The organism is Caldibacillus debilis DSM 16016 (assembly GCF_000383875.1).
In the GTDB taxonomy this organism is placed as follows: Bacteria; Bacillota; Bacilli; order Bacillales; family Caldibacillaceae; genus Caldibacillus; species Caldibacillus debilis.
On the sequence record NZ_KB912915.1, the window covers coordinates 1 to 11,398 of the forward strand.

General features: G+C 51.4%; 8 protein-coding genes and 3 pseudogenes. 3 read left to right on the top strand and 8 right to left on the bottom strand.

Features of this window, described 5'->3' with window-relative positions; genetic code table 11:
* Positions 1 to 131 (top strand): annotated as a pseudogene (locus tag A3EQ_RS21380) (IS256 family transposase); the annotation flags it as partial.
* 772 nt (positions 132 to 903) lie between these two features.
* On the opposite strand, the gene speD reads toward A3EQ_RS21380, so the two are convergent.
* The 8 genes and pseudogenes from speD to A3EQ_RS23260 all read right to left on the bottom strand — a co-directional run bounded on the left by speD (position 904) and on the right by A3EQ_RS23260 (position 10,472).
* Positions 904 to 1,281, bottom strand: coding sequence for an adenosylmethionine decarboxylase (gene speD, locus A3EQ_RS0116830; RefSeq protein ID WP_020156323.1), 378 nt, complete (start codon positions 1,279 to 1,281; stop codon positions 904 to 906).
* Between the two features lie 633 nt (positions 1,282 to 1,914).
* A complete protein-coding gene (locus A3EQ_RS0116845; RefSeq protein ID WP_020156325.1) occupies positions 1,915 to 2,943 on the bottom strand; it encodes a glyceraldehyde-3-phosphate dehydrogenase in 1,029 nt (342 codons plus the stop codon).
* 179 nt (positions 2,944 to 3,122) lie between these two features.
* Positions 3,123 to 4,166, bottom strand: a complete 1,044-nt coding sequence (locus tag A3EQ_RS0116850) for a C40 family peptidase (protein ID WP_020156326.1) — start codon at positions 4,164 to 4,166, stop codon at positions 3,123 to 3,125.
* Between the two features lie 121 nt (positions 4,167 to 4,287).
* On the bottom strand, positions 4,288 to 4,926 hold the full coding sequence (gene coaE, locus A3EQ_RS0116860) for a dephospho-CoA kinase (RefSeq protein ID WP_020156328.1): 639 nt from the start codon (positions 4,924 to 4,926) through the stop codon (positions 4,288 to 4,290).
* 20 nt (positions 4,927 to 4,946) lie between these two features.
* Positions 4,947 to 5,618 (bottom strand): sporulation membrane protein YtaF, encoded by a 672-nt coding sequence (gene ytaF, locus A3EQ_RS0116865; RefSeq protein ID WP_020156329.1) that lies wholly within the window; start codon positions 5,616 to 5,618, stop codon positions 4,947 to 4,949.
* Positions 5,619 to 6,103: 485 nt separating this feature from the next.
* Positions 6,104 to 6,928, bottom strand: coding sequence for a DNA-formamidopyrimidine glycosylase (mutM, locus tag A3EQ_RS0116875; RefSeq protein ID WP_020156332.1), 825 nt, complete (start codon positions 6,926 to 6,928; stop codon positions 6,104 to 6,106).
* Positions 6,929 to 7,256: 328 nt separating this feature from the next.
* Complete coding sequence (gene polA / locus A3EQ_RS0116885; RefSeq protein ID WP_020156334.1) at positions 7,257 to 9,929, bottom strand: DNA polymerase I; 2,673 nt, start codon at positions 9,927 to 9,929, stop codon at positions 7,257 to 7,259.
* 63 nt (positions 9,930 to 9,992) lie between these two features.
* Positions 9,993 to 10,472 (bottom strand): annotated as a pseudogene (locus tag A3EQ_RS23260) (UPF0236 family transposase-like protein).
* 230 nt (positions 10,473 to 10,702) lie between these two features.
* On the opposite strand from A3EQ_RS23260, the gene A3EQ_RS23265 reads away from it, so the two are divergent.
* Both A3EQ_RS23265 and A3EQ_RS21385 read left to right on the top strand, forming a co-directional pair.
* Positions 10,703 to 10,846: a DUF4314 domain-containing protein gene (locus A3EQ_RS23265; RefSeq protein WP_407637037.1), complete on the top strand. Its 144-nt coding sequence runs from the start codon at positions 10,703 to 10,705 to the stop codon at positions 10,844 to 10,846.
* 61 nt (positions 10,847 to 10,907) lie between these two features.
* Positions 10,908 to 11,096, top strand: a pseudogene (locus A3EQ_RS21385) (deoxyribose-phosphate aldolase); the annotation flags it as partial.
* Positions 11,097 to 11,398: the final 302 nt, after the last annotated feature.

An 11,398-nucleotide genomic window follows, 5' to 3' on the forward strand; every position in this document is an offset into this window, starting at 1 on the left:
TAGAAGCCGCTGAAAAAGTCGTATATTTGACCGTTCAAGATTTTAACGAGAAATGGGCAGAACGAAAGTTGCGAGGATTTGCCGAAGCGCAGGAAGCCCTCGAGCGAATGTTTGAAGAACGTTATCATTAACCAAATAATGTAAATAGATGAGATGAGGGGATTCTCCCTTTNCCCCTCAAGAGACTGAATATTCAGTCCCCTGGGGGGGAACCAGCCCCCCCTCTATTCCAAATCTATTTCAGAGATACCCTATCTATCTTACATTACACAAAATTCTTGACGGTACCTCATCGGCGAAAGAAAAACGGCCGGTTCCAATGAGGGGGAAGATTTGCGGCGAATTTTTCATCCGGATTCCCTGACAGGGAATCCTCCTTTCTTTCATCCATTTTCCTGATCGAATCGTTTCGTTCCCAGGCCGCCGAGCGGCGAAACAGGGGCCGCTTTTCCCCGAAGCGCGGCTGCCCATTCCAAATCGGCTGAAGGATCCGCCTTTTTGCCCGGAAAGCAAAAAAAGGGCCGTTCCCCGCTCCCTTCGTCCGCTTTTCGTTCCGTCCCCCGGATCCTTTGTCCCGAGGTTTCCGGGCCAAAACCCAGGCCGGGATCTCCTCCGGCACAGATCCGAATTTTCCGGAAGGAATGCGGACGTTTCGCCTGCGGCGGGAATCGCCCCTTTCATCTGTCATGCCCGATGGGGAGCTTCGGCGGATCCGGTTCGCTTTTTTAACCGGGGCTTCCGCGCCGGACGGCAGGATTCGGGAAACCGCCAAAAAACGCCTGGATCGAAGCTTTCCGGAAATCATCGGCAATAATAAAAGGGAGTTCTTCCCTATGGCAAAAACTCCCTTCTTTCCTTCGTTTTTTGGCATTGTTCCGGGAACAGGCGAGACAGCCGTTTCCTTTATGCGTTGACGCTCTTTTTCAAGACTTGGACCGGCTTCATTCCTCTCGGCAGCTCGATCGTTTCTCTCGTCTTCGCTCCCAATGCTTCAGCTATATAATCTGCGGCAATCGTGGGGTCCAAATCGCCGCACGTATAAACGTCAATGCTTGCATAGCCGTGTTCCGGAAAACTGTGAATGGTTAAGTGGGATTCGGAAATGATGACGACGCCGCTGACGCCTTGAGGAGCAAATTTGTGAAACGCCACTTCCCGTATTTCCGCGCCTGACTTAAGGGCTGCCTCTACGAAGATTTTTTCGATCCGTTCCACGTCATCTAAAATGTTGAAGTCACAGCCCCACAATTCTGAAATGATGTGACGACCGAAGGTTTCCATCCATCGTTCCCCCTTCTAAAAAATAATGTTTTCATCAGCAAAAAACTGTATGAAATCCATCTGAACTACCACAGGGGGAAGTTAGTCCAAAGAGGTCCTAACCCTTTAAGTAGTCATTTTGATTCACGATTTTTAGTATAATTGGTTTGTCGTGATTTTTCAACAATTGAATCGTTTTTTCTTGTTCGGCGGCGGATGGGAAGGACAGGAAAGAACGGCTTGGAGAAAAAAGGATGTAGGGCCGCAGGGCAATCGCCAGAAAACGGGCAGCCTGATGGCTAAGCAGCGGCACGACGTGCCGGCTTCGCGCAAACGGGCACCTGATGATGATCGCCCCAGCCCCCGGGAAGTTTTCCAAAATGGATCCTTAAACGGGCGGCATCGGGACCGTCCGCAAAAACCGGGGGAACCGCCGGCCGTTTTCCTTCTCCCGTTCCGCGCAAATAACGGAGGGCGGCCGTCCCAGGCGCCGCCAACGGAAGAAGAAGCGGAAAACCCGTTGCGGATCGCGTGCCCGTGCGCCTCAGATCCCCGCTTCCTTTCGGGATTTTCATCCGTCCGCTTCCCTTCCATGGCCGTCAGGCAAAAAAAATTCCCTCCGCCGGAAAAACCGGAAAAGGGAACAACATTCTGTCATGATTTGATCTTCATCTTTTCCTCCATCCGTTTGGCGACCAGTTTCGCCAGATCGACCACCCGGCAGGAATAGCCCCATTCGTTGTCATACCAGGCGAGCACCTTCACTTTGTTCCCGCCGATCACCATCGTCAAGGATCCGTCGATGACGGCGGAATGGGGATTGGTGTAAAAATCGACGGAGACGAGGGGTTCATAGGTGATGGCGATGATTTCCCCCATCCCGTTTTCGATCGCCCGCTGAAAAGCCCGGTTCACTTCCTCGGGGGTCACTTCCTTCTTGACTTCTGCCACCAGATCAACGATAGACACATTCGGCGTCGGCACCCTCAGGGCCAATCCGTGCAGCTTGCCTTTTAAATGGGGCAAAATTTTTCCCAGGGCCTTTGCCGCCCCCGTCGTCGTCGGGATGATCGACTGGGCGCATGCCCGGGCGCGGCGCAAGTCTTTGTGGGGATTATCCACATTGTTTTGATCGTTCGTGTAGGCATGGACGGTCGTCATTAAACCGTTTTCAATTCCGAACGCATCGTCCAACACCTTGACCACCGGCCCCAGACAATTCGTGGTGCAGGAAGCGTTGGAAATGATCCGGTGCCTTTCCACATCAAGATCCCCTTCATTGACGCCGATGACGACGGTCACATCCTCATCCTTTCCGGGAGCCGTCAATAACACCTTTTTCGCCCCCGCCTGCAGATGAAGGGCGGCCTTCTCCCGGGAATTGAATTTGCCGGTCGCCTCGATGACGATGTCGATGTCCAATTGGGCCCAGGGCAAATTTTGCGGATCGCGGTCGTTGAGAAGCGGCACCTTTTTCCCGTTGACGATCAGGCTGTTTTCGCCGGCCTTGACCTCCGCAGGAAATTTTCCGTGCACCGAATCGTATTTGATCAAATGGGCCAAAGTTTCCGCGGGATAGCTGGCGTTGATGGCGGCGATTTCCAGTTCGTCCTCCATGATCGCCCTGCGAAACACCATCCGGCCGATCCGTCCGAATCCGTTGATTGCCACGCGACTGGTCATATCGTACCTCCTTAACGAATAAAAAAGATACATTTTTATCGAATATCCCTTAATTAGTATATCATATTTTTATTCATTATGTTTTTCAAAATGAAATTGCCCAATTCTTTCCGAATCCAATAAAAAACCGCGCGTTGCCTGTGAACGCGCGGTTTCGCATCGGATTTCGCCGCTTCGGATCAGAAATAAAATCTTTTGAACCCGTCGAAACGGGATTTATAATAGGGCTGATCCAGGCGGGAGACCATGACGCCGTCGGAGCTGGCGTGGATGAACCGGTTATCCCCGATGTAGATGCCCAAATGGGAGATTCCTTTTTTGTAGGTGTTTTCGAAGAAGACCAGGTCGCCGGGCTTCGGATCCTTTACATAATAAGACCGGTTGTAATAGCCGACGGTCGAGAGCCTCGGCAGGGATTTTCCCGCCTTGTTGAACACATGGTAAACGAATCCGCTGCAATCAAAACCGTCCGGGGAGCTTCCGCCCCATGCATAAGGCAGGCCGACCAGCTTTTTCGCTTCTTCCACCACGGTCTTCGCCCACTGATCAACGGGGTTTTCCTTTTCGGGCGCATCGGAGCCCTTTCCCCCTTTATCCGGATCGGCAGCTCCTTTTACCTTCAGCTTTTGCCCCGGAAAAATCAAATCGGAAGAAAGCCCGTTCAGTTTTTTCAAGTCATTGACGGTCATTCCGAATCTGCTGGCGATCTCCCAAAGGGTGTCCCCTTTTTTAACCGTGTAGAGCCCGTTTCCGCCGGAGGAAGCCCCGTCATTTTTCTTTTCCTGCCCATTTGCCGGGGACGGGGAAGCCTCATCCGTGCGGGGTTCGGAAACGATTAAGACTTGACCGGGGTAAATCAGGTGGGAATTCAAATGGTTCCAAGCCATCAGTTCGGCCAAGGTAATTTTATGGCGGTTGGCGATCTGGATCAGCGTATCGCCCTTTTTCACTATGTATGTTTTCCCTTGAGAGGGTGTTTGCCCCTTCGTTTCGGCGGAGGAAGATTTGGAGGGTTTATTGATCTTTAAAACCTGATCGACGTAGATAACATCCGATTTTAAGTGATTCCAAGCTTTCAAATCGGAGATGGTGACTTGATATTTTTTGGCGATCTTGTAAAGGGAGTCCCCTTTTTTTACTTTGTATTCCTCCGCGGATACATGGGGCGAAAACAAGGTGGTCATGAGTGCGGCGGAGGACAAAAGGTACAGCGGTTTTTTCATCAAGGTTCCCCCTTTCCGTTTTTTTTCTATTATACCAGATTGATAGGAATCATAGAATACGGATTTTCCTTCAGCCCCCTTCCGAAAAAAAGACCGGATTTCTTTCTCCGGTCCCGGCCGTTCATGATTCCTTTTTTCCGCGGGCCTCTTCCGGCCCTTCGCGGGAGATTCCCCATTCCGCCAATATTTCCAGCAACTGTTTTTTCGTGTTTTCCAGCGGACCCCGGTTGTCGATGACCCGGTCCGCCCGCTTTCTTTTTTCTTCGATCGGCATTTGCGAACGGATGCGGAAATAAGCCTCTTCCTTCGTCAGATTGTTCCGCTTCATCAGCCGTTCGAGCTGGGTTTTTTCATCGGCATAGACTACCATCACCTTATCCACTTCGGAAAACAGCCCGCTTTCAAAAAGAAGGGGGATATCCAGGAACAAGGCCTTTTCCCTCTCTTTTAACGCCCTTTCCTTTTCTTCCCGCATCCGCCTGCGGACGGCGGGGTGGACGATGGCGTTGAGCAATCGCCGCTTTTCGGGATTTGTAAAGACGATGTCGCCCAGTTTTTTCCGGTTGATTTCCCCGTTTTCCAGCAAAATCTCCCCGCCGAATTTTTCCACGATTTTCCGGTAAACTTCCTCTCCCGGCCGCTGCACTTCCCTCACCAGGAGATCCGCGTCTACCACCGGATACCCCAGCTCTTTCAACATGTGGGAAACCGTGCTTTTTCCCGTTGCGATTCCTCCCGTGATCCCGATGAATACCGTCACTGCTTTTCCTCCATCTCCTCTTAATTTGCCGGATGGCGGAACGGGCGGGAAAGCCGCCACAGGCCGTAAAGAATGAGGATGATGCCGGGCAAAAAGGTGAGTCTGCCCATCCACCCGGCCTTGGCAATTCCCTTGCCCGCCCGGATGCCCAAATAGACAAAGAGGGCGCTCATGAAACCGGTGACGCATGCCAGGCCCAATGGGGGCAAACCGAGCATGGCGGCGCCGAAGCCGGCGCCGAAAGCGTCGACCGACAAGGCGATGCCCAACAGGACCGCCTCCATGCCCCGGATCGTTCCCGAACGGTCGAGATCAGCCGCCGTCGGCAACTTTAAAATATGGATCACGAGGCCGAGCGTCTTTACTTCAAATTTTAGCAGGATTCTCTCCCTTTGTTCATCCTTCTTTTCTTGAGGGGAAGCTTTCCGTTCCCGCAAAATCTGCCAAAGGGCCCAGACGCCCAACAATACGAAGGAAAACCCGCCGATCATCTGACTCGCGTTTTCCGGCAAAACCCGGTTTGCCGCAAGTCCCAGGAGAGCGGAAAAATACAGTACCGCTCCCGAACAAAGGGCGAGGATGAAACAGCCGGAAATCGGAATTTTCACCTTCCGCAGCCCGTAGGTGAATCCGGCGCCGAAACTGTCGATGCTCACGGCCAGCGCGAGAAAAAGGAGCGAAAGAGGAGGCATGCTTTTAAACCCCTTCCTTTACGATGCTAAACATATCATATGTAAAGGGCTATTCCCATGCCAAACAACGGCCTCCCCTTTCCCGGCTCCGGATTCCCGGACCGCCGGCAGGCGAAGGCGCTCCCCCGGCGCCGAAGGATTTCCCCTTTCCCTTCCTGCGGGCCGGATCCGGACTTTCCGGTCAAGGCCTTTGTGAAAAATCTGAGCGGGAAAAGCAAGGATGGGCATCGAGCCCGCCTTGATGCAAAAGCCGGCCCTGTCCGCGGGCCGGTCTTCCGCCATCCGTTTTCCGCTCGTTTTTTTCACCCAATGCCCTGGCCTTCACCGTCTCCGCGCCGAAGGCCGGGGCATGGCCGGGCAGCTCCCGACAGGTCCCGAAATGCGGAGAAAAAAACGCACGGGGTCACACCGTGCGCCAAAAAGGGTCGTTCGGATTTCGTCCAAGAATCTGAATCTGCAAAAAAAGGAATCTATCTTTTTCCGTTTCATTTTTGGCATCGCCGGCAAAAATGGGTTCCCCTTCCGCCCAGTTTCATTTTTTCAATCAGGCGGCCGCATCTCCGGCAAGGTTCGCCTTCCCGGCCGTATACGGACAGCTCCCATTGAAACCGGCCGGAATTCCCTTGGGAATCCGCATAGGAACGGACGGTGCTGCCGCCTTTTTCCACGGCTTCCCGAAGGGTGGACAGGATCGCTTCATGAAGCCTTTGGACGCGTTTGGCCGTCAGGCGGGATCCGGGCGCGGCGGGATGGATGGCTGCCCGGAACAGGGCTTCGTCCGCGTAAATATTCCCGATTCCCGCCACCACCCTTTGATCGAGCAGCACCGATTTGACCGGCCGCGAAGTCTTTTGCAGCTTTTCGTGCAAATATCGGGGGGTGAACGCTTCGGAAAAGGGCTCCGGACCGAGACCGGCCAGGGGCATCCGATCCCATTCGGTCCCGATCGGGAAAACATGCATCGTGCCGAATTTCCGGACGTCCCGGTAACGCAATTGTTTCCCGTCGCGGAAAGTCAAAACGACATGGGTATGCTTATCCATGGGTTCGTCCCTTTGGAACAAGCCGTATTTTCCTTCCATCCGTAAATGGGAAACCAATACGTCCCGGTCCAAATAAAAGAGCAGATATTTTCCTTTCCGGCCGATTTTTTGAATTGTCTGCCCCTTCAAGATCCGGGAGAATTCCCGGCAGTCTTGCGGATGCTTGACGATCTTCGGCCAGAATACCTCCACCTCGTGAACGGTTTTTCCCGCAACCAGCTTTTCCAATGTACGTCGTACGTTTTCCACTTCCGGCAGTTCTGGCATTTGGCAAAACCTTTCTAATTCGGGTTTTTTTATGGATGGGAACAAATCCGCCGCCCCTTTTCCGGGGCGTTGCTTCCGCCGGCAAACCGCCGGCCGATCGGGGCCCTATTCTTCCCCGGGAGGCCGCCCATCGTTCCGCGATCGTCCTTCCCCCGGGTCCATCTTCCCCTTTTTCGGGATTTTTCTTCCCGCGAAGGCCGTCTCGCCCCGCCGGGGATATTCTCAAACCGGAGGCTGCCCGCCGCTCCCCTTCGGATTTTCTCTTTTTCCATTCAAAACCTATCGGGAATCCGCGGCGGTGAAAAGCGGCCGGGCGGGGGAAGCCGTTTTATTTTGCGTCATACCAAGTCGGCCCGTAGGCGACATCCACTTTCAAAGGCACCTTCAACTCGACCGCACCTTCCATCACCTCGGGAACGATTTGGCACAGGCGTCCGATCTCTTCCTTCGGCGCCTCGAAAATCAATTCGTCGTGGACCTGCAGCAGCATGCGGGCCTTCAATTTTTCCTTTTTCAAACGCTCCGCCATATCGATCATCGCCTTTTTGATGATGTCCGCAGCGCTGCCCTGAATCGGCGTATTCATCGCCGTCCTTTCCGCGAAGCTGCGCAGGTTGTAATTCCGGCTCGTGATCTGCGGGATATACCGGCGGCGGTTCAGCAGGGTGGTCACATAGCCGGTTTGTTTCGCCTCTTTGACAATATCTTCCATAAACTGCTTGACGCCCGGGTAGATTTGGAAATACCGCTCAATAAATGCCGCGGCTTCCTTCCGGCTGATCCCCAGGTTTTGTGACAGACCGTAATCGCTGATGCCGTAAACGATGCCGAAGTTGACGGCCTTCGCCTGTCTCCTCATTTCCGGGGTTACCTGATCCTTTTTCACATGGAAGACGTTCATGGCGGTGCTCGTATGGATGTCCATATCCTTGAGGAAGGCGTCAATTAAATTTTTATCCCCGGAAATATGGGCCAACACCCGCAATTCGATTTGGGAATAGTCGGCGGATAAAATGAGCCAATCCTTCTCGGAGGGGATGAAGGCCTGCCGGATTTTTCTTCCTTCCTCCAAACGGATGGGAATGTTTTGCAGGTTCGGGTCGGTGGAGCTCAATCTCCCCGTTTGCGTCAAGGCCTGATTGAATCGGGTATGAACCTTTCCCGTCTCCTTGTTCACCACTTTCAACAGCCCGTCGATATACGTGGACTGAAGTTTCCCCAATTGGCGGTAATGGAGGATTTTATCGACGATCTCGTGCTGATGCTGAAGTTTTTCCAGCGTATCGGCGGAGGTGGAATATCCGGTTTTCGTTTTTTTCAGCACCGGCAGTTTTAGCTTTTCATAAAGGATGGTCCCCAATTGTTTCGGCGAATTGATGTTGAACGGTTCGCCCGCCAACCGGTGGATTTCCGCTTCGATTTCTTCCAGCTTTCCCGCGAATTCCTTTCCCATCTCGATTAAACGGCCGGTATCCACCCGGACCCCGGTCATTTCCATTTCGGCCAAAATCCGGGAAAGGGGCATCTCCAGGCGGAAGAAAAGCTCATCCTGCTTGTTTTCCTCCAATTGCCGGATCAGCCGGTCTTTCAGGGCGTAGATGGCCAGCGCTTTCCGGACGATATGCTCCGCCCGCTCCCTTTCGCCGGGAACGGTACGTTTTGCCCCCTTGCCGTAAAATTCATCGTCGGACAACACGTCCGTGTAGCCGTGGACGGCGGCCGCATCGGCGAAATCTCCGAGGGACTCCGACGGATTCAGCAAATAGGAGGCCAACAGCAGGTCGAAATCGATTCCGTTGATTTCCAAGCCGTGCCTTTTCAGGGCGACCATCATCTTTTTCCCGTCGTAGACAAACTTTTTTTTCTTCTCATCCGCCAGCCATTTTTGAAAGGCCGGGGAACGGAGGGCCGTTTCCGTCGGCAAAAAATAATTGCCCGACGCATTGGCGAGGGAAAACCCGAGGATCGGCGCGCGGTGGTAGTTTTCCTCGATCATTTCCATATAGAGGGCGCTCGGGTTCAACAGGACGGAATCATCAATTTCCTCCAAAAAAGCATATTCGATGTTTTTCAGCGGTTCTTTTTTTTCCGCCGGGATGTCGTCCATTTTCTCCAGAAAGGATTGGAAGCCCAGCTCTTTAAATAAGGCGGCCATCTTTTCTTTTTTTTCCCCGGTGTAGGCAATATCCGAAAGCGAGATTTCCACCGGCGCATTCCGTTCGATGGTGGCCAATTCTTTGCTCATGAGGGCCTGATCCTTATAGGCGGCCAATGTTTCCTGAAGTTTTTTCCCGCCGACCCGGTCGATCGACCGGATCAGGTTTTCCACGGAGGAAAATTCCTTTAATAGTTTGATCGCCGTTTTCTCTCCGATCCCCGGCACCCCGGGGATGTTGTCGCTCGCATCCCCCATCAGCCCTTTCATGTCCACCAGCTGGGAGACCGAAAGACCGTATTTTTCCCGGATATGTTCCGGGGTATATTTTTCCATCTCCGTCACGCCCTTTTTCGTGACGTAAACGGTCGTCCGCCCGGAGACGAGCTGGGTCAAATCCCGGTCCCCGGTCACGATGATCGTTTCGAACCCTTCCTGTTCCGCCATGCGGGCCATCGTGCCGATGATATCATCCGCCTCGTACAGTTCCAATTCATAGGTGGCGACGCCGTACGCCTCCAAAAGTTCACGGATGAAAGGGAACTGTTCGGACAATTCCGGGGGCGTCTTTTGCCTTCCGCCCTTATAGTCTTTGAAGGTTTGATGGCGGAAGGTGGTTTTCCCGGCATCGAAGGCGGCCAGCATATGGGTCGGTTTTTCTTCCTCCAGGATTTTGGACAGCATCAGGGCGAATCCGTATATCGCATTGGTGTGGATCCCTTTGTCGTTGTTCAATAGCGGCAGGGCAAAAAAGGCCCGGTAGGCGATACTGTTTCCGTCGATCAAGATAAGTTTATTGGCCAAAATGATCCCTCCAACGGTTTCTGCAAAAAAGAAAACCCGCATCTTTTTTTTATTTTAACACGGCACCCGGGAAAAAGGGAAAGGAGCTTCCTGCCAAAGATTGAGTCAAGCGTATGTGGGCATACAGGCTGGTGCACGGACTCCTGTTTTGGAATTTGATGCCTCCAAAAGGTATTTTCGGATCGTCTCATGGCTGATAACCCGATAGCCGAGAAGCGTTTCCAACGTACGGGCCGCTTTTCGATAGGCAGGGCCTTGAATGGCTAATTCGATGGCCGCTTCCTCCATCAACGGGCTGGCCTGTTCCTTCGAATTTCAAATAACGGTCCAGAAGATGGGCATATTCGCCGGTTTTTCGGTCACGGCAGTAATTTCGCTTCACCTCAATCTCATCAAAGAGGCTGGCGATCTGGAGCTTTCGCTTATCGACAGCCGAAACCGTTTTTTATCCCGTTCTTCGGCAATCTGTTGATCCATGTCCTCCAAAAGACTTTTCAAAGCCTTTGAAAAGATTTCCTGCAATTTATTCCAAAGGATTTGCTCAATCTGTTTTAAATTTGGGAATTCTGTGATATCCTTGTTCATGTGGGTTACTCCTTTTATATTTTTTCCACGAGGGACTACTCCTTTCTGGTAGTGTTGTTTTTCCTGACTATCATTCTACCAAGGAGTAGCCCTCTTTTTCATTAATATTTGCTTGCTTTCCTGCCGCGCTTACGCTTGGTTTCCCCTTCAACAGGCGAGCGATCGTTGATCATTCACCTATTGAAGGGGATAAATTTTCATACGGAATTGGATAAAGAAACAATTTTAAGATTAAAGAGTTCCCAGAAGGAACAATAGTAAGAGCTATGGCCATTAAAGATCCTTACATAAATCTTCCCGTAGGCCTTAAAGGAAAAGTTTTATTTGTGGATAATTCAGATCAATATGTGTCAAGCGCAATAACGGGAGAATAGTAGGGATTATTTATGGACACGGTCAATTTGAAAAATCGGTAAAAAAGGAAACTAATAAAGTAAGGTGTTTGAGACAGAAAATGCAATAAAAAATGGGGCGGAAGAAATAGACATGGAAATTAATATAGGGGCAGGGAAAAGTGGGGAAGCAGATATAGTCAAACAAGAAATTCAACAAGTTGCAGATGCCGCAAAAGGGAAAGCAACTGTAAAAGTGATGATTGAGACAAGTTTATTAACCGATGAAGAATATTAGCTTGTAGATGATCTGAGGAAGCAGGAGCTCGCTTTGTTTAAACATTCACAGGATTTTCAACAACTATATTTCATCCAGTTAAACCTATTTATTTTTATAATTCGGAACATATGGGTTGTTTTAGACATAGTATCTGCCATTTTTTTGCTTTACAAATCTTTTTTAATAACACAAGAAGATCCCGGCTGGGTTAATTTGCCTATCCATAAAAAGAGAAAATATTTAAAAGATACTTTGAAATATGATCCTTGGGTGGGGGAGGAGAGTCCTGATACTGAAAAGATTATAAATAAAAG

What these genes read in the sequence shown, in the direction of transcription:
- mutM (WP_020156332.1), bottom strand. Translation starts at nt 6,928, where the DNA reads ATGCCAGAACTGCCGGAAGTGGAAAACGTACGACGTACATTGGAAAAG.
- A3EQ_RS0116850 (WP_020156326.1), bottom strand. Translation starts at nt 4,166, where the DNA reads ATGAAAAAACCGCTGTACCTTTTGTCCTCCGCCGCACTCATGACCACC.
- ytaF (WP_020156329.1), bottom strand. Translation starts at nt 5,618, where the DNA reads ATGCCTCCTCTTTCGCTCCTTTTTCTCGCGCTGGCCGTGAGCATCGAC.
- polA (WP_020156334.1), bottom strand. Translation starts at nt 9,929, where the DNA reads ATGCGGGTTTTCTTTTTTGCAGAAACCGTTGGAGGGATCATTTTGGCC.
- speD (WP_020156323.1), bottom strand. Translation starts at nt 1,281, where the DNA reads ATGGAAACCTTCGGTCGTCACATCATTTCAGAATTGTGGGGCTGTGAC.
- A3EQ_RS0116845 (WP_020156325.1), bottom strand. Translation starts at nt 2,943, where the DNA reads ATGACCAGTCGCGTGGCAATCAACGGATTCGGACGGATCGGCCGGATG.